This is a genomic window from Streptomyces sp. CNH189, from assembly GCF_000527195.1.
The window spans coordinates 215,602-233,281 of record NZ_AZUS01000003.1 but is presented as its reverse complement, the minus strand read 5'-3'; the positions used below and the strand labels follow the sequence as shown (position 1 = coordinate 233,281).

The window sequence follows — 17,680 nt, the reverse complement described above, 5'->3', positions numbered from 1 at the left end:
GGAGCCGGTCATTCGGCGGCCGGGCAGCCCGCGGGGCGGGCCCGGGAGGCGTCCCGGATCAGGTCCCGCTGTGCGGCCCGCACCCTCGGCACGTCGGGCTTCATCACCCGAGGCACCGGCACCGGCACCGGCACCGGCACCCCACAACGTGCTGTTCCGGCGTTCCGTCCGCTCGGTCACGTGACCCCCCTGATCATGTCGATGACGTCGTCCTTGCCGTACCCGAGACGTTCCGCGTCGGCCAGGACCTCACGGATGCGGTCCAACAACGCCGACCGGCCGTCCGCCCCCTGAGCCACCGTCACGCCGCGCCCCCTGCGGAACTCCAGCACCCCTTCGTCGCGCAGGGCGCGCAGGCCGCGCAGCACCGTGTTGACGTTCACACCCAGTGCCTGCGAGAGGTCCCGAGCCGGGGGCAGCCGGTCGCCCGGCGCGCACTCCCCTTCAGCGATGGCCCGCCGGATCGCACCGGCCACCTGCTCGTGCAGGGGGCGGTGATCGGCGACGTTCAGTCTCAGCAGCATGGTGCTAATGACGATAGCACCATGTGCTTACTCCTTGTCCGCCTGGTTCTAGCCGTAGCCGCGCACCCTGGAGCTGGAGCTGGAGGGAGCGAGGCGGGGCCAGCGGCGTCCGGCTCGGTCGGAGGCCGCTGACAGGAGGAGGTCGAGAACCGTGCACCCCGGGTAGCCCGGGAAGCTGGCGTAGGCGAAGCGGTAGTTGCAGTTCCAGTAGCTGACGACCCGCCGTTGCGTACGCGCGAAGAAGGCGGGGTTGTCGACGAGGAACCGCCCGTAGGCGAGGTTCGCCGGTGAGCCGGGCGTGGCGAGGTCGCGGAGTCCGTCGCGGATGACGACCAGGATCTCCAGGACGTACTCGCCCGCCAGTTGCACGACGAAGGGGACGATCCAAGGGTCGGTGGAACCGACGACCTGTTCCAGGTGACGCTGCCTGACCCAGCCGTTGTGGTGCCGGGAGTACAGGCAGTGCAGAAGCTGTTGCTGACGCGAGGACAGCGACGCCACCTCGTTGGCCGGCGGCTCGTCGTTGTGGATGCGATTGGGGATCACGACCTGCCGGCCCTCCACATTGACCGTGAACGATCCGTGCGGCTGATGCCGAGAAGCGGGCATCACCGCCAGGACTGCTTCGACATCGCTCGCGAAGTCGGGTGGGAACGCCGTGGTCAATGGATTACCGCGGTCGGAAGGTGGCTGCACGAGCCGGGAGCATAGGCGGACGCCATGGCCATGCGCCCGGAATTAACGACCCTCGCCCGTACGGCCTCGGCGGTGTGCGGGGCAGCTCACCAGGAAATCGTGGGCGTCCGGCTCGGGCGCCGTGAGAAGGTGCCGTTCTGCCTGGCCAGAGGGGGAACATGGGGCTGACCTACGGCTACGACATCTACCTGCGTCCCGAGAACGTGGCGCGTGCGCTGACCGAGGCGGCGAAGCTGGCGCCGCCGGAGCGGAAGGTGCCGCCGCTGTCGGTCACCCTGCCGGAGGGTGAGCGGGTCGTCCTGCCGTTCACGTCTTCATTCAAGAGCGAGCCGGTCGACTGCGCCGGGCAGGACAGGGTCACGCTCGACACGTCGATCATGTTCCCGGCGGATGACGCGGTGCGCGCGTACGCGGAGGAGGCCGGTCTCCCCGTCGAGGACGGGCGGGTCCGGATCGGCTACGTGTACCTGACCATCTTCTTCCCGTCCCTCATGGGCCCGCGCTTCGTGTGCATGAGCTTCTGGGCTGCGACGTCCAGGATGAGCAGGCTGTTCGCGACCTCGACCGCGGTCAGGGAAGTGTTCACCGACCTCGCGGCCGGGGCGGACGCGGTGTGCTGCCTCTTCGACACGGAAGACGGCGCACCCGAGCGGGCGTTCTACGGCAACGCAGGGACAGCGGACGATGTGCAGGGCAGCGTCCGTTTCCCGGAGGAGCACCTCTTGCTGGGGGCGTGGCCCGTCCCCGGCCGCTGAGCAGCGGTGTTCCGCTCAGGCGGGCCGGTCCTCGGACTCCTTCAGCGCGCCGACGAAGACGGCGAAGGCCCCGGCGGGGAAAGTGAGAGTGCCCCGGGAAGGGGTTTTGGAGTCGCGGACGGCTATGTGAGTGGGAGAGGTCGCGATCTCCACGCACTCGTTGCCGTCATCGGGGCCCGAGTAGGACGACTTCCGCCAGGTGTCCATGCGTCTCACAGCTCCTTCGTCAGGCGGCCGATGAAATCCCGTGACTGAGCGGTGTCGAGCGACACCGCTTCCACCTTACGGAACCGCGTTCGAAAGGCGCCCAGTTGTGCCTCGGAATCGATGAATGCTGAGCCCTGCGGCACGTCACGTACCACCGTGTCCAACTTCGCCACAGGCCCGCCCACATACGTCATGGTGCTGGCCGCTCGGGCGAAGCCGTCCAGATCGAGCGGGATGACGCGCAAGGTGATGTTGTCCGCTTCGGAGACGTCCAGCAGTTTGACGAGTTGGGCACGAGAGGCAGCGCGATCAGCGACGCGGATGCGAAGAGCCGCCTCATGGACGACCAGCTCGTAAGGGATGCGGATGTCCTGCCCCGCCATCCGGTGCCGGACGCGCAACTCCAGCTCCTCCGAGGCCAGTTCGGGCACCCGGCCGGAGAAGACCGCGCGTGCGTAAGCCTCGGTCTGCAACAGTCCCGGCACGTACAGGACGGCCACGTCACGCCGGAACGCCGCGTGGTGGTTCAACTCGGAAAGGTCGAGGAACGACGTCGGGAGCAGCCCCCGGTACTCCTCCCACCAGCCCTGGGTCCGGTCGGTGGCCATGGCCACCAAGGCGTCGACGAACTCCGCGTCCTCACAGGCGTAGTGGGAAGCCAGTCGGCGCACCCGCTGCTCACTTACACCGGCGAGCGCCGACTCGATGTGCGTGATCTGGGCGGGCGCCACCCCGAGCAGTGCGGCGGCCTGCCGTGACGTGAGGCCGGCCGCCTCGCGGAGTCTGCGCAGCTCCCTGGCCAGTCTCATCTGACGTGCCGTGGGATCGCGTCTCTTCACCATCGACCGGCCTCTCCCATTGCTGGGTTGATGCACCTCGTTCGGAGTCAGATTACGCGATCCACTTGCCGCGTCCCTAGATTTAGATCTACGTTCGGTGACGCGACGCACACCGTGCGAAACCGAACGACCGGAAGCGCACCGCTCCGTCCTGCCACGACGACAGCGGCAATGACACCGGCCCCGCGATCCAACACCCCCCACCCAGAACGGACTTCCGCATGCCCGAAAGCGACTCGTGGGAGTACTCCCTCCACATCCCCAACGATGTCCGCGCCGTCACCGTAAGTCGCCGCACCCTGCGGCTGATCCTCACCGTGCACGGGCTGATCACCCTCGTCGACGTCGCCGAGCTGCTCGCGGCCGAGCTCGTCGCCAACGCCGTACGGCACACCAAGGGGCCCGCCGCCCTGCGCGTGCGCTGGTCGCCGCCGGGGACGCTGCGGATCGGGGCGTGGGACGCCGACCCCTCTCCCCCGGAACCCCCGGAGCCGTTCGCGGCGGTGCTTGAGCGGGAGGACGGTCGGGGGCTCGCACTGGTGCGGGCGTGCGCCGATGTGTGGGGCTGGCAGCCACTGGTCAGGGACGGCAACCGGGGGAAGTTCGTGTGGTGCGAGGTGGGCGCCGCGTAGGGGCGCATCCGGCACGCCACGGCGCGGCACGCCCGCCCCCCGCACCCCCGGCGAAGCCGGACCGGCACCCCGGTCACGATTCGGTTGCGGCGCCATCCACCCCCTTGCCCCCGCCCGATGTAATCGTTTCCAATCCTCCGTGTAATCGATTCCACGAGGAGGTGGGTCGGGCATGGCGGGTATCAAGGACGTCGCCGCCGAGGCGGGGCTGTCCGTGGCCACGGTGTCGCGGGTGCTCAACGGGCATCCCTCGGTCAGCGAGGACGCGCGGCGTCGGGTGACCGAAGCCGTCGAACGACTCGGGTACCGGCCGAACGCCGTCGCCCGGTCCCTGCGCACCGACCAGACGCGCACCCTCGGGCTGGTCATCAGCGACGTGATGAACCCCTACTTCACCGAGCTGGCCCGCTCCGTCGAGGAGGAGGCCCGCGCGCTCGGGTACAGCGTGATCATCGGCAACGCCGACGAGCGGCCCGACCTCCAGGACCACCACGTCACCACGCTGCTGGACCGTCGTATCGACGGGCTGCTGGTCTCCCCCACCGACGGCGGGTCGCCGGGCATGCTCGGGGCCGCTCGGGCCGGGACGCCGATGGTGTTCGTCGACCGGTGGATCCCGGGCGTCGACGTGCCCGTGGTCAGGTCGGACGGGCGGGCCGCCGTACGCGACCTCGTCGCGCATCTGCACGCGCTCGGGCACCGGCGGCTCGCGATCATCGCCGGGCCCGCCGCCACCACGACCGGCCGGGAGCGCGTGGACGCCTTCCGTGAGGCGCTCGCCGCCCACGGACTGGCACTCCCCGACGCCTACATCGGCCAGGGCGACTTCCAGGCCGGCAGCGGGCGCCGGGTCACCGAGGGCTTCCTCGACCTGGCCGAACCCCCCGAGGTCGTCTTCGCCGCCGACAACCTGATGGCGCTCGGCGCGCTGGACGCGATCCGCTCCCGCGGGCTGCGCGTGCCGGACGACATCGGGCTCGCCGCGTTCGACGACATCCCCTGGTTCGTGCACACCGATCCGCCGGTCACCGCCGTCGCCCAGCCGACCCGTGAGCTGGGGCGGGCCGCCGTGCGCGCCCTGGTCGACCGGATCGAGGGGCGGCCCGGCGCCTCCGTCACCCTCCCCGCCCGGCTCGTCGTGCGCCGCTCCTGCGGCGAGGGCGGGCCCGGGACCGGGAATCCCCCCTCCCCCGTACGAAGGAGTACGCCGTGAGCAGCCGCAGTCCTGACGAGTTGCTGCGCATCGAGGGCATCCGCAAGACCTTCCCCGGCGTGGTCGCGCTCGACGGCGTCGACTTCGACCTGCGCCGGGGCGAGGTGCACGTGCTGCTCGGCGAGAACGGCGCCGGCAAGAGCACGCTGATCAAGATGCTCTCCGGCGCCTACACGCCCGACGCCGGACGGATCACCGTCGGCGGCGAGGAGGTGCGCATCAGCGGTGCGCAGGACTCCGAGAAGCTCGGGATCGCCACCATCTACCAGGAGTTCAACCTGGTCCCCGACCTGACGGTCGCGGAGAACATCTTCCTCGGGCGGCAGCCGCGCCGCCTCGGGATGATCGACCGCAAGCGGATGGACGCGGACGCAGAGGTGCTGCTGAAGCGCGTCGGGGTGGACGTCTCCCCCCGGGCGCGGGTGCGTGAACTGGGCATCGCCCGGCTCCAGATGGTCGAGATCGCCAAGGCGCTCAGCCTGGACGCGCGTGTCCTGATCATGGACGAGCCGACCGCCGTGCTGACCTCCGACGAGGTCGAGAAGCTGTTCTCGATCGTGCGGCGGCTGCGCGAGGACGGCGTCGGGATCGTCTTCATCACCCACCATCTGGAGGAGATCGCCGCCCTCGGGGACCGGGTCACGGTCATCCGGGACGGCCGCAGCGTCGGTCAGGTGCCCGCCGCCACGCCGGAGGACGAGCTCGTACGGCTCATGGTGGGGCGGTCCATCGACCAGCAGTACCCGCGCGAGCGCGCCGACGCCGGTGACGCCCTGCTCAAGGTCGAGGGGCTGACGCGTAACGGCGTGTTCCACGACGTGAGCTTCGAGGTGCGGGCCGGTGAGGTCGTCGGCATCGCCGGGCTGGTCGGCGCCGGGCGCACGGAGGTGGCCCGGGCGGTGTTCGGGGCCGACCCGTACGACGCCGGGACCGTGCACGTCGGCGGGGTGCGGCTGCGCGGCCACGACGTGAACGCCGCCATGGAGGCCGGGGTCGGGCTCGTACCCGAGGACCGCAAGGGGCAGGGGCTCGTCCTCGACGCCTCCGTCGAGGAGAACCTCGGCCTGGTCACCCTCCGGTCGTCCTCCCGCGCCGGACTCGTCGACCTCAAGGGGCAGCACGAGGCCGCGGCCCGCATCGCCGGGCAGCTCGGCGTGCGGATGGCCGGTCTCGGCCAGCACGTACGCACCCTGTCCGGCGGCAACCAGCAGAAGGTCGTCATCGGCAAGTGGCTGCTGGCGCACACCAAGGTGCTCATCCTCGACGAGCCGACGCGCGGCATCGACGTCGGCGCGAAGGTCGAGATCTACCAGCTGGTCAACGAGCTGACGGCGGCCGGTGCCGCGGTCCTCATGATCTCCAGCGACCTGCCCGAGGTGCTCGGCATGAGCGACCGGGTCCTGGTCATGGCGCAGGGCCGGCTGGCGGGCGAACTCGACGCCGCCGACGCCACCCAGGACGCCGTGATGGCCCTCGCCGTCAGCACCACTTCCCCCAGCAACGGAACGGAGGCCCCCGGTGGCCACTGACACGCTCAAGAGCAAGCCGGGCGCGCAGGGCGGCGCCACCGGCGGCCTGCGCAGGCTGCTCCTCGACAACGGCGCGCTGACCGCGCTGATCGTCCTCGTCATCGCCATGTCGGCGCTGTCCGGGGACTTCCTCACCGCCGACAACCTGCTCAACGTCGGCGTGCAGGCCGCCGTGACCGCGATCCTCGCCTTCGGCGTCACCTTCGTGATCGTCTCGGCGGGCATCGACCTGTCGGTCGGCTCGGTCGCCGCGCTGTCCGCGACCGTGCTGGCGTGGAGCGCGACCCAGGCCGGGATCCCGGTGGTCCTCGCGGTCCTCCTCGCCGTGGCGACCGGCATCGCCTGCGGCCTGGTCAACGGCTTCCTCGTCTCGTACGGCAAACTCCCTCCGTTCATCGCGACCTTGGCGATGCTGTCGGTGGCGCGCGGTCTGTCCTTGGTGATCTCGCAGGGCTCGCCCATCGCCTTCCCCGACTCCGTCTCCCACCTCGGTGACACGCTCGGCGGCTGGCTGCCGGTGCCGGTGCTCGTCATGGTCGTCATGGGCCTGCTGACCGCGTTCGTCCTGGGCCGCACGTACATCGGCCGGTCCATGTACGCCATCGGCGGCAACGAGGAGGCCGCGCGTCTGTCCGGCCTGCGGGTGAAGAAGCAGAAGCTCGCCATCTACGCCTTCTCCGGGCTGTTCGCCGCCGCCGCGGGCATCGTGCTCGCCTCCCGGCTGGCGTCCGCGCAGCCGCAGGCCGCGCAGGGCTACGAGCTGGACGCGATCGCCGCCGTCGTCATCGGCGGCGCCTCCCTCGCGGGCGGCACCGGCAAGGCGTCCGGCACGCTCATCGGCGCGCTGATCCTCGCGGTGCTGCGCAACGGCCTCAACCTGCTGTCGGTGTCCGCGTTCTGGCAGCAGGTCGTCATCGGTGTGGTCATCGCGCTGGCGGTGCTGTTCGACACGCTGCGCCGCAAGGCGGGCGCGACCACCCCGGCGGCCGGCGCCTCCGGCGGCGGGAACCGGGGCAAGCAGGCACTGACGTACGTGATCGCGGCCGTCGTCGCCGTCGCGGTCGTCGGCGCCACCTCGCTGCTGCACGGCGGCTCGTCCGGGACCGCCAAGCCGAAGATCGGCCTGTCCCTGTCGACGCTCAACAACCCGTTCTTCGTGCAGATCCGGGACGGCGCCGAGGAGGAGGCGAAGAAGCTGGGCGTCGACCTCACCGTCACCGACGCGCAGAACGACGCCTCCCAGCAGGCCAACCAGCTGCAGAACTTCACCAGCGGCTCGCTCGACGCGGTCGTCGTCAACCCGGTGGACTCCGACGCGGCCGGTCCCTCGGTGCGCGGTGCGAACAAGGCGGACATCCCGGTGGTCGCCGTGGACCGCGGCGTCAACAAGGCGGACACCTCCGCGCTGGTCGCCTCCGACAACGTCGAGGGCGGCGCGCTCGGCGCCAAGGCGCTCGCCGAGAAGCTCGGCGGCAAGGGCACCATCGTGATCCTCCAGGGCCAGGCCGGCACCTCCGCGAGCCGTGAGCGCGGGGCGGGCTTCGCCTCGGGCCTGAAGGACTACCCGGGCATCAAGGTCGTCGCCAAGCAGCCCGCGGACTTCGACCGCACCAAGGGCCTGGACGTGATGACGAACCTGCTCCAGGCGCACCCCGACATCAACGGCGTCTTCGCCGAGAACGACGAGATGGCGCTCGGCGCGATCAAGGCGCTCGGCTCCAAGGCCGGGAAGTCGGTGCAGGTCGTCGGATTCGACGGCACGCCGGACGGGCTGAAGGCCGTCGAGGCGGGCACGCTGTACGCCTCCGTCGCCCAGCAGCCGAGCGAACTCGGCCGGATCGCCGTACGGAACGCGTTGCGGGCCGCCGAGGACCAGAAGGTGGAGAAGATGGTGAAGGTGCCGGTGAAGGTGGTCACGAAGGACAACGTGGCCGGCTTCGAGGGCTGACACCGGCACAGGGGCACGGGAGCCACACCGGCACCGGCGCCTCAGGGGCACACGGGCGGGCGGCCACCAAGGCCGCCCGCCCTCCTCAGCGGATCGGGGAGCGATTCATGAACGACTACGACCTCCTGGTCGTCGGCTCGGCCAACGCCGACCTGGTGATCGGGGTGGAGCGCCGGCCGGGCGCCGGGGAGACGGTGCTCGGCTCCGACCTGGCGGTGCACCCGGGCGGCAAGGGCGCGAACCAGGCGGTCGCGGCCGCGCGGCTCGGCGCGCGCACCGCCCTGCTGGCGCGGGTCGGCGACGACGGGCACGGCAGGCTGCTGCTGGACTCGCTGCGCGCGGCCGGGGTGGACACGGTGGGCGTGCTGGTGGGCGGGGCGCCGACCGGTGTCGCGCTGATCACCGTGGACCCGTCGGGCGACAACAGCATCGTCGTCTCGCCCGGCGCCAACGGCCGGCTGACCCCGTCGGACGTGCGGGCCGCCGCGAGCCTCTTCCACGCCTCCCGGGTGGTGTCGACGCAGCTGGAGATCCCGCTGGAGTCGGTGGCGGAGGTGGTGCGGAGCCTGGCACCGGACAGCCGTTTCGTCCTCAACCCCTCGCCGCCGCAGCCGCTGCCGTCGGAGGTGCTGGCCGCCTGCGACCCGCTGATCGTCAACGAGCACGAGGCGAAGGTGATCCTGGGCGACAGCGCCGGGGTGAGCGACGAACCGGAGGACTGGGCACGGCTGCTGCTGGCGAAGGGCCCGCGTTCGGTCGTGGTGACGCTGGGCGGCGAGGGCGCGCTGGTGGCGTCCGCGGAGGGCGTCACGCGAGTGCCGTCGGTGAAGGTGGAGGCCGTGGACACCACCGGTGCCGGGGACGCGTTCACCGCCGCGCTGGCCTGGCGGCTGGGCACGGGCGAGCCGCTCGCCGAGGCCGCCGCCTACGCGGCCCGGGTGGGCGCGGCGGCGGTCACCAAGGAGGGGGCGCAGGTGTCCTTCCCGACGGCGGCGGAGGTCGCGGCGCTGTGAAGAAGCACGGGATCCTGAACCGGCACCTCTCCGGCGCCCTCGCCGAACTCGGCCACACCGACGGGGTGCTGGTGTGCGACGCGGGCATGCCGATACCGGCCGGGCCGCGCGTGGTGGACCTGGCCTTCCGGGCCGGGGTGCCGTCGTTCGCGGAAGTGCTGGAGGGACTGCTCGCGGAGCTGGCCGTCGAGGGGGCGACGGCGGCGGAGGAGGTACGGGACGCGAACCCGGCGGCGGCGTCGCTGCTGGCCGGCCACTTCCCGGACCTGGCGTACGTCACGCACGAGCGGCTGAAGGAACTGACGTCCGGGGCGCGGCTGGTGGTCCGCACGGGCGAGGCGAGCCCGTACGCGAACGTGCTGCTGCGGTGCGGGGTCTTCTTCTGAGGGACTCCTGCCTTCCGACAGGCGCCCGGACGAACTTCGAGGGGCCCGGTCCGTCGACCGAGCCCCTCGCTTCCCTCCCCCGCCAGGACCTCCCTGTATCCCCCCCCGGGTCCCCACCCGGAAGTCCTGACGCTACGTAGACAGGCAGGGTGGGGGGAGGGTTGTACGGTCGGCGGAATTTTTTTGCGGACGGGTCGGAGGCGCCTCGGCGACTGCCTTCCGGCCCGGGTCACACGTCCACGTTCTCCTGCCATCGCCGGGCCGTCTCCGCCAGGAGTTCGCGGCCGTCCCTCGCCCACAGCTCCTCGTTGAAGAGTTCCACCTCGATGGGGCCCGTGTAGCCGGCCGCCTCCACGTACCCCTGCCACTCGCGCATGTCGATCGCTCCGTCGCCGATCTGGCCGCGGCCGTTGAGGACGCCCTCGGGGAGCGGGGTGATCCAGTCGGCCAGCTGGAAGGTGTGGATGCGGTGCTGGGCGCCCGCGCGGGCGATCGCCTCGGGAGCCGTGTCGTCCCACCAGACGTGGTACGTGTCGACCGTGACGCCGACCTGGTGGGCGGGGAAGCGTTCCGCGAGGTCGAGGGCCTGGGTGAGCGTGGAGACCACGCAGCGGTCCGAGGCGAACATCGGGTGCAGCGGCTCGATCGCGAGCCTCACCCCGTGGTCCTCCGCGTAGGGGGCCAGTTCCGTCAACGCGTCCGCGATGCGTTCCCGGGCCGCCCGCAGGTCCTTCGAGCCGGGCGGGAGCCCGCCGGAGACCAGGACCAGGGTGTCCGTGCCGAGCGTGGCCGCCTCGTCGACCGCCCGGCGGTTGTCGGTGAGGGCCGCCGCCCGCTCGTCCGCGTCGACCGCCGCGAGGAAGCCGCCCCGGCACAGTGTCGTCACCGCCAGACCCGCGTCCCGTACGAGCTTGGCCGCCGCCTCCACGCCGTACTCCTGGACCGGTGCCCGCCACAGGCCGACCGCCGGGACGCCCAGGTCGCGGCAGGCGGCGACCAGGTCGGGGAGCGTGAGCTGCTTGACGGTCATCTGGTTGATGCTGAAGCGGGTCAGGTCGCTCACGGGGTCACTCCGTACAGGTGCAGCAGGGTCCTCATCCGGTCCTCGGCCAGCTTGGGGTCGGGGAACAGGCCGAGGCGGTCGGCGAGTTCGTAGGCGCGGGCGAGGTGGGGCAGGGAGCGGGCGGACTGGAGGCCGCCGACCATCGTGAAGTGCGACTGGTGGCCCGCGAGCCAGGCCAGGAACACCACGCCGGTCTTGTAGAAGCGCGTGGGCGCCTGGAAGAGGTGGCGGGACAGCTCCACGGTCGGGTCGAGGAGGGCGCGGAAGCCGTCCGTGTCGCCGGTGTCGAGGACCCGGACGGCCTCCGCGGCCAGCGGGCCGAGCGGGTCGAAGATGCCCAGCAGGGCGTGGCTGAAGCCCTGCTCGTCGCCCGCGATCAGTTCCGGGTAGTGGAAGTCGTCGCCGGTGTAGCAGCGCACGCCCTTCGGGAGGCGGCGGCGGATGTCGATCTCGCGCCGCGCGTCCAGCAGGGACACCTTGATGCCGTCGACCTTGTCGGGGTGGGCGGCGACGACGTCGAGGAAGGTGTCGGTGGCCGCGTCGAGGTCGGCCGAGCCCCAGTAGCCCTCCAGCGCCGGGTCGAACATCGGGCCCAGCCAGTGCAGGATCACCGGCTCCGCGGCCTGGCGGAGCAGGTGGCCGTAGACCTCCAGGTAGTCCTCGGGGCCCTGGGCGGTGGCGGCGAGGGCGCGGGAGGCCATGAGGATGGCCTGCGCGCCGGACTCCTCGACGACCGCGAGCTGTTCCTCGTAGGCCGCCCGGACCTCGGCGAGGGTCGCCGGGCCGCCGGTCAGCTGGTCGGTGCCGACGCCGCAGGCGATCCGGCCGCCGGTCGCCTTCGCCTCGGCGGCGGAGCGGCGGATCAGCTCGGCCGCCCCCGCCCAGTCCAGGCCCATGCCGCGCTGCGCGGTGTCCATGGCCTCGGCGACGCCCAGGCCGTGCGCCCACAGGTGACGGCGGAAGGCGAGGGTGGCGTCCCAGTCGACGGCGGCGGGCGAGTCGGGGGTGGTGTCGGCGTACGGGTCGGCGACGACGTGCGCGGCGGAGAAGACCGTACGGGAGGTGAGGGGGGCGCCGGGGGCGAGGGCGAGGGGCTCGGTGCGGGGCTCGTAGGCGCGCAGGGCGCCGTGCGCGCCGGGAAGGTGGAGGGTCACAGGGCGATCTCCGGTACGTCGAGACGGCGGCCCTCGGCGGAGGACTTCAGGCCGAGTTCGGCGAGCTGGACGCCGCGGGCGCCGGCCAGCAGGTCCCAGTGGTAGGGGGCGTCGGCGTACACGTGCCTGAGGAACAGCTCCCACTGGGCCTTGAAGCCGTTGTCGAACTCACCGTTGTCCGGCACCTCCTGCCACTGGTCGCGGAAGACCTCGGTGGCGGGGATGTCCGGGTTCCAGACCGGCTTGGGTGTGGCGGAGCGGTGCTGGACGCGGCAGGTGCGCAGGCCCGCGACGGCGGATCCCTCGCTGCCGTCGACCTGGAACTCGACCAGTTCGTCGCGGTGGACACGGACCGCCCAGGAGGAGTTGATCTGGGCGATCGCGCCGCCCTCCAGCTCGAAGACGCCGTAGGCGGCGTCGTCGGCGGTGGCGTCGTAGGGCTTGCCGTTCTCGTCCCAGCGCTGCGGGACGTGGGTGGCGGTGAGCGCCTGCACGGAGCGGACGCGGCCGAACAGCTCGTGCAGCACGTACTCCCAGTGCGGGAACATGTCGACGACGATGCCGCCGCCGTCCTCCGCGCGGTAGTTCCAGGACGGGCGCTGCGCCTCCTGCCAGTCGCCCTCGAAGACCCAGTAGCCGAACTCGCCGCGCACGGACAGGACGCGGCCGAAGAAGCCGCCGTCGATCAGACGCTTCAGCTTGAGCAGGCCCGGGAGGAACAGCTTGTCCTGGACGACGCCGTGCTTGATGCCCTTCTCCGCGGCGAGCCGGGCCAGTTCCAGGGCGCCGTCGAGGCCGGTGGCGGTGGGCTTCTCGGTGTAGACGTGCTTGCCGGCGGCGATCGCCTTGCGGATCGCCTCCTCGCGGGCGGAGGTCACCTGGGCGTCGAAGTAGATGTCCACGCTGTCGTCGGCGAGGACCGCGTCCAGGTCGGTGGAGAGGTGTTCGAGGCCGTGGCGCTCGGCCAGCGCCCTCAGCGCGTGCTCGCGGCGGCCGACGAGGACCGGCTCCGGCCACAGCACGGTGCCGTCGCCGAGGTCGAGTCCGCCCTGCTCGCGCAGGGCCAGGATGGAGCGGACGAGGTGCTGCCGGTAACCCATGCGCCCGGTCACACCGTTCATGGCGATACGCACCGTCTTGCGTGTCACGTCGTTCCCTTCGTACGCGGTCCGCGCGCCGCGTTCGCCGCACCCGCCTCACCTGCCCCTCGCGGGGCGGCGGGACCGGTGGACGTGACAGCAAGCGCTTTCTATGCAGACAGAAGCTAGCCTCTGGACCGCGGTGCGGACAAGACCACCGCCGGCCCCGACTCGTTCGAGGGGGCGAACAACCGGGCGGATGGCCGTAGGGTCTGCTCGGAACCACCGGTGCGGGCGTGGTGGTTGCGACGGCGTACGGCACGGGCGGACGGCACGGCGGCGAGGCGGAGGACGAGACATGACGGTGACCCTGGCGGACGTGGCGGCACGCGCGCAGGTCTCACCCGCGACGGTGTCGCGCGTGCTCAACGGGAACTATCCCGTGGCCGCGTCCACGCGGGAACGGGTGCTGAAGGCCGTGGACGAACTGGACTACGTCCTCAACGGCCCCGCCAGTTCCCTCGCCGCCGCCACCTCCGACCTGGTCGGCATCCTGGTCAACGACATCGCCGACCCGTTCTTCGGGATCATGGCGAGCGCCATCCAGTCGGAGATCGGCGGTCCCGGCGGGCGCGCGGGCGGGGAGAGACTCGCCGTGGTGTGCAACACGGGGGGTTCGCCCGAGCGCGAACTGACCTATCTCACACTGCTCCAGCGGCAGCGGGCGGCGGCCGTGGTGCTGACCGGCGGGGCGATCGAGGACGCGCGGCACAAGGCGGCGATGGACGGGAAGCTGCGGAAAATGGGGGACGCCGGGACGCGGGTGGTGCTGTGCGGGCGGCCGCCGGCGCCGGAGACCGGGGCGATCGCGCTGACCTTCGACAACCGGGGCGGCGGGCAGGAACTCACCGAGCACCTGATCGGGCTCGGGCACCGGCGGCTGGGGTACATCGCGGGCCCCGAGGAGCGCACCACGACCCGGCACCGTCTGGAGGGCCACCGGGCCGCGCTGGCCGCGCACGGCGTCGAGGAGGACCCCCGCTGGACCGTGTACGGACGGTACGACCGGCGGTCGGGGTACGAGGCGACCGTGGAACTCCTGCGGCGCGACCCGTCGTTGACGGCGGTGGTCGCGGCGAACGACTCCGTCGCGCTGGGCGCCTGCGCGGCGTTGCGGGAGTCGGGACTGCGGATCCCGGACGACGTGTCGGTGGCCGGCTTCGACGACCTGCCGTTCAGCATGGACGCGGTGCCGTCACTGACCACGGTCAGACTCCCCCTCGCGGAGGCGGGCGCCCGGGCGGGCCGGATCGCCATGGGCCGCGAGGACGCCCCGCCCGGGGGGATCGCGTCCGTGCGGGGCGAGTTGATGGTCCGGGGCTCGACGACGGGCCCACGGACCTGAAGCGGCAGTGCGCCCCTGACTGACCGTTTCAGGATGAGGTTCGGAGACAGCGCAGCCAGCCAGACAAGGCTGCAGGCTCAGTTGGACGGGCCAGGCAGGAGTGACCCGGGGAGTCAGGCTGATGATCCGGCCCGGCTGTGGCCGAGAACGCCAGGCCGCTGAAGGCGGGGGGTCTCCCGCTCCCGCTACGACCGGCACCAGGCCACCGAAGCGGGCCGCGTCGTCCTCGATGACCGACGCCGACAACCCCGAAAGCACCCTTCCCACCGACGTGTTCGCAGCATGCATGCTCAATGATCACTGGGAGCACGCACCGTCACAGTCCCCCACCGCCTCGCTGTGTGGGGCCGGTCAGGCGGCCGGCACGGTGCCGGGCCGGTCATGCCCGTTCGCTGCCGCGTTGCTCTGATCTGTGCCCGCCTGGGTGAGGAAGACCCACGTCCCGTAGACGCCCCACGTGAGGCCGAGCAGCGAACTCGCGGCGTAGAAGCCCAGTCCGGCGGTGGAACCGGCGGTGGCGAACAGTCCGGCGGCGGCGATACCTGCCGCGAACACGACGAGCGCGACGACGAGGATGGGCCGCGCATGCTGGGACGTGCCACGGCGGGCCGCGTGGTCGAGCACCGAGAGCAGACTTGCGCTTGCTGCCGCGGCGACCAGCAGTTCGACCCCGAGCGCCCAGGTCGGCTGCGGCAGGGTGACCAGCGACGCGGTGACTGTGGTGGTCAGGAACAGGGAGACGGTTTGCGCGGCGCGGTTGCGGTATTCCTGGGAGGTGGCGACGACGTCGAAGCGGAAGGCGACGACGATGAAGGTGAGGCCGGTGAGGCCGGCGGCGCTTCCGCCGACGGTCGCGGCGAACGTGGTCCACATGGCGGTTGCTCCTGTGCGGTCTGCGCTGGGGGGACAGGTCCCGGTGCGATGAAGTGCGGCGGGCGGCGGCCGTCGCGCCGCCGCCCACTCCGCGGAACTACCTCGTTTCGACCATGGCCATCGGGTCCTCACCGTTCTCCAGGGCGTTCACCGCGTCCTTCCAGGACGGGTCGGCCGCATAGAGCTGGCTGCGCAAGTAGGCCCACACGAGAGCCCGCAGAGTCGCCACGCGCTCGGGATTCTCGTCGTCCGTCTCCGCAGCGTCGTATCCGGAGATGCCACCGAAGATGTGACCGGCGCCGTACATGGTCACCATGGTCTTGTTGCCGCCGGGGCTGGCCGAGTAGGCGTCAGCACGGTAGCTGAGCCGATTGGAGAAGTTGGGGTTGAGGTCCTGATCGCCCACGATGATCAGGCCGGTGCCTGTCATGTGCTCGAAGTCGGTGTAGTACAGCACCGGGTAGTTCGTCCTGGCCCACTCGGCGAAGTGCTCGTCGTTGCCGATGCCCGGAGCTCCGATGAGCACCCCCGCCTTGACACGGGAGTCGGAGAGGTCCTTCGGCCGGTCGTCCTCCGGGTCCAGCATCCGGGCGCCGAGGAGGAGGGAGACGGTGTTGCCGCCCAGGGAGTGTCCGACGGCGCCGACACGGTCCCTGTCGATCCGCCGTCCGGCAAGACCGGGGACGGCGGCCTCGATGTCGTCGAGGCGGTCGAGGATGGTGTGCATGTCGGTGGCGCGGTCACGCCAGAACAGGGGCGCGTCCCTCAGATCGGTGTCGCGCAGACCGAGGGCCGTCGAGTCCAGGTGGGTCGGCTGGACGACCGCGAACCCGTGGGCGGCGAAGAAGTTCGCCAGCGGCCCGTAGCCGTTGTAGGAGGACAGGAAGTTCGCCAACCCGTGCCCGTGGGACAGGAGGATGAGCGGCAGGTCGGTGCCGTTCGCGGGAATCGACACCTTGACCTCCAGCGGCACGGGCCGGCCGGGGACGTCGAGGGTGACAGGGTGGTAGGTGAGGACGGGTTGCGACGCGTTGACCGGGATGTCGGCGGCGTCGCTGTACGGGTTGCTCATCGGAGCCCTTTCGAGATCGGTGTCGACATGGCGCCTGTCGTAAGTGGCGGTAGGCAGGGAAACGGCGGTCGTGGCCGCGAGCCCCAGGGGTCGGGACGGCCGCCCGGCCTCCGGGTCGGTATGGACCGTGATCTCCGCGATGGTGCACAGAAATCGGCAGGTGTTCGTCCCGCGGTCCGACGGCGGAGGGAGGGCGACCGACTCGGCCTTCGGCTGTCGTACCTCCCTGGCCCGACGGATGCCCTTGTCCTGCCCTGAACAGTAAGATCAATCGGACAAGCCGAACTAGGGCGAAAATGACATGGCTGAGTCCGCTAGCGACGGGCATCGCAGAAGAGCACGGTTCGGAGTCGAGAGCCTGACCGTGCGCGTTGCCGACGGCGCCTTCCCGACCGTCGTGAACAGCGGGTACACCGTCAAGATCACGCACGGCGGCTCCGCACCCCCTTTTCAGTACCTCGGGCGAACCCAGGGCCCCCCTGTGCCCGGCGCGGTGACGGTGATCGAGCCCCATGAGGTCGTGAGCTGCCTCGCTCAGGACAAGGCCGCCGCTGACGGCCGGGCCCTCGTGCAACTGATGTTCATCGATGCCGCTCTCCTGCCGGTCGGCACAGGCCGGCCGCGCTTCCACGCGGTGGCCTACGCAGACCGCGGCCTCTTCAACGGCATCGCTGCGCTGCACAGGGGTTTGGCGGACGGCGAGGACGGCTTGGACCTCGAGTCCTCGCTGATCCTCCTGCTGAACAGCCTGCTCGCCAGGCATGCGGATGCTCCCGGCACAGCGAGTCCGGCACTTCGGCCTCGCGCGCTTCGTCAAGTGCGGGAGATGCTCCACAGCCAACTGGACTCCAACATCGCGCTCGACGACCTCGCGGCAGTCGCCGGTTGCAGCAAACGCCACTTGATCAGAAGTTTCCGGCAGGCTTACGGGGTTCCACCGCACCATTACCGGACCCTGCTGCGCCTGGCACGCGCCAAGTCCATGCTGGCAGCGGGACGATCCGTGGCAGAGACCGCCGCCGAGCTTGGTTACTGTGACCAGAGCCAGCTCAACCGGCACTTCCGGCGGGAGTTCGGCATGAGCGCAGGTGGCTATGCCAGGACCGTGCGGTAGACCTCCGACGTCTTGGCTCACCTGCCACCTCGCCGGCCCCCATGGGCAACGTCGACCGGGGGCTGCCTGTGGTGGGCGGCCGCCTCGCACACCGGCTGATCCCGAGGCGACGGCTCGCAGAAGGCGCCGCCGACGTTGCGGCACCGGAGTGAGGGAGGAATCGCCCGCGCCGGTCACG

The 17,680-nt window shown here is 71.3% G+C and carries 18 protein-coding genes; 9 read left to right on the top strand and 9 right to left on the bottom strand.

The annotated features are described in order from the left end of the window. Nucleotides 1-176 precede the first annotated feature (176 nt). Complete coding sequence (locus B100_RS0106295) at nucleotides 177-524, bottom strand: GntR family transcriptional regulator (RefSeq protein WP_024883592.1); 348 nt, start codon at nucleotides 522-524, stop codon at nucleotides 177-179. A 48-nt stretch (nucleotides 525-572) separates the two neighbouring features. Then, complete coding sequence (locus tag B100_RS0106290; protein ID WP_486585594.1) at nucleotides 573-1,070, bottom strand: hypothetical protein; 498 nt, start codon at nucleotides 1,068-1,070, stop codon at nucleotides 573-575. Nucleotides 1,071-1,378: 308 nt separating this feature from the next. Here B100_RS0106290 and B100_RS0106285 point away from each other — a divergent pair, with 308 nt between their 5' ends. Beyond that, on the top strand, nucleotides 1,379-1,975 hold the full coding sequence (locus tag B100_RS0106285) for a hypothetical protein (RefSeq protein WP_024883590.1): 597 nt from the start codon (nucleotides 1,379-1,381) through the stop codon (nucleotides 1,973-1,975). A 15-nt stretch (nucleotides 1,976-1,990) separates the two neighbouring features. On the opposite strand, the gene B100_RS0106280 is transcribed toward B100_RS0106285, so the two are convergent. Continuing rightward, nucleotides 1,991-2,182: a DUF397 domain-containing protein gene (locus B100_RS0106280; RefSeq protein WP_037722466.1), complete on the bottom strand. Its 192-nt coding sequence runs from the start codon at nucleotides 2,180-2,182 to the stop codon at nucleotides 1,991-1,993. Nucleotides 2,183-2,187: 5 nt separating this feature from the next. Next, on the bottom strand, nucleotides 2,188-3,024 hold the full coding sequence (locus B100_RS0106275) for a helix-turn-helix domain-containing protein (protein WP_024883588.1): 837 nt from the start codon (nucleotides 3,022-3,024) through the stop codon (nucleotides 2,188-2,190). Between the two features lie 218 nt (nucleotides 3,025-3,242). Here B100_RS0106275 and B100_RS0106270 point away from each other — a divergent pair, with 218 nt between their 5' ends. From B100_RS0106270 to rbsD, 6 genes are all read left to right on the top strand, one after another. Then, nucleotides 3,243-3,653 carry an ATP-binding protein gene (locus B100_RS0106270; RefSeq protein WP_024883587.1) on the top strand — a complete coding sequence of 137 codons (411 nt, stop codon included), beginning with the start codon at nucleotides 3,243-3,245 and terminating at the stop codon, nucleotides 3,651-3,653. A 172-nt stretch (nucleotides 3,654-3,825) separates the two neighbouring features. Then, nucleotides 3,826-4,866, top strand: coding sequence for a LacI family DNA-binding transcriptional regulator (locus tag B100_RS0106265; protein WP_024883586.1), 1,041 nt, complete (start codon nucleotides 3,826-3,828; stop codon nucleotides 4,864-4,866). Beyond that, the gene (locus B100_RS0106260; RefSeq protein ID WP_024883585.1) at nucleotides 4,863-6,395 is read left to right on the top strand and encodes a sugar ABC transporter ATP-binding protein; all 1,533 of its coding nucleotides are present in this window, start codon (nucleotides 4,863-4,865) and stop codon (nucleotides 6,393-6,395) included. The genes B100_RS0106265 and B100_RS0106260 overlap by 4 nt, the downstream gene beginning before the upstream one ends. Next, the gene (locus tag B100_RS0106255) at nucleotides 6,385-8,343 is read left to right on the top strand and encodes an ABC transporter permease/substrate-binding protein (protein ID WP_024883584.1); all 1,959 of its coding nucleotides are present in this window, start codon (nucleotides 6,385-6,387) and stop codon (nucleotides 8,341-8,343) included. Before B100_RS0106260 ends, B100_RS0106255 begins: the two co-directional genes overlap by 11 nt. Nucleotides 8,344-8,450: 107 nt before the next feature. Then, nucleotides 8,451-9,356, top strand: coding sequence for a ribokinase (locus B100_RS0106250; protein WP_024883583.1), 906 nt, complete (start codon nucleotides 8,451-8,453; stop codon nucleotides 9,354-9,356). Further along, nucleotides 9,353-9,742, top strand: coding sequence for a D-ribose pyranase (gene rbsD / locus B100_RS0106245; RefSeq protein ID WP_024883582.1), 390 nt, complete (start codon nucleotides 9,353-9,355; stop codon nucleotides 9,740-9,742). Before B100_RS0106250 ends, rbsD begins: the two co-directional genes overlap by 4 nt. A 229-nt stretch (nucleotides 9,743-9,971) precedes the next feature. On the opposite strand, the gene B100_RS0106240 is transcribed toward rbsD, so the two are convergent. The 3 genes from B100_RS0106240 to B100_RS0106230 are packed head-to-tail and all read right to left on the bottom strand — an operon-like array spanning nucleotide 9,972 to nucleotide 13,107. Continuing rightward, complete coding sequence (locus B100_RS0106240; RefSeq protein ID WP_024883581.1) at nucleotides 9,972-10,805, bottom strand: sugar phosphate isomerase/epimerase family protein; 834 nt, start codon at nucleotides 10,803-10,805, stop codon at nucleotides 9,972-9,974. Further along, complete coding sequence (locus B100_RS0106235) at nucleotides 10,802-11,959, bottom strand: dihydrodipicolinate synthase family protein (protein WP_024883580.1); 1,158 nt, start codon at nucleotides 11,957-11,959, stop codon at nucleotides 10,802-10,804. Before B100_RS0106235 ends, B100_RS0106240 begins: the two co-directional genes overlap by 4 nt. Further along, on the bottom strand, nucleotides 11,956-13,107 hold the full coding sequence (locus B100_RS0106230; RefSeq protein WP_024883579.1) for a Gfo/Idh/MocA family protein: 1,152 nt from the start codon (nucleotides 13,105-13,107) through the stop codon (nucleotides 11,956-11,958). Before B100_RS0106230 ends, B100_RS0106235 begins: the two co-directional genes overlap by 4 nt. A gap of 289 nt (nucleotides 13,108-13,396) precedes the next feature. Here B100_RS0106230 and B100_RS0106225 point away from each other — a divergent pair, with 289 nt between their 5' ends. Further along, nucleotides 13,397-14,443, top strand: coding sequence for a LacI family DNA-binding transcriptional regulator (locus B100_RS0106225; RefSeq protein ID WP_024883578.1), 1,047 nt, complete (start codon nucleotides 13,397-13,399; stop codon nucleotides 14,441-14,443). A 351-nt stretch (nucleotides 14,444-14,794) separates the two neighbouring features. Here the strand turns inward: B100_RS0106225 and B100_RS34795 are convergent, their stop codons facing one another. Then, nucleotides 14,795-15,316 carry a hypothetical protein gene (locus B100_RS34795; RefSeq protein WP_024883577.1) on the bottom strand — a complete coding sequence of 174 codons (522 nt, stop codon included), beginning with the start codon at nucleotides 15,314-15,316 and terminating at the stop codon, nucleotides 14,795-14,797. 97 nt (nucleotides 15,317-15,413) lie between these two features. Continuing rightward, complete coding sequence (locus tag B100_RS0106215) at nucleotides 15,414-16,388, bottom strand: alpha/beta fold hydrolase (RefSeq protein WP_024883576.1); 975 nt, start codon at nucleotides 16,386-16,388, stop codon at nucleotides 15,414-15,416. A 364-nt stretch (nucleotides 16,389-16,752) separates the two neighbouring features. On the opposite strand from B100_RS0106215, the gene B100_RS0106210 reads away from it, so the two are divergent. Further along, on the top strand, nucleotides 16,753-17,502 hold the full coding sequence (locus B100_RS0106210; RefSeq protein WP_486585593.1) for a helix-turn-helix domain-containing protein: 750 nt from the start codon (nucleotides 16,753-16,755) through the stop codon (nucleotides 17,500-17,502). Nucleotides 17,503-17,680: the final 178 nt, after the last annotated feature.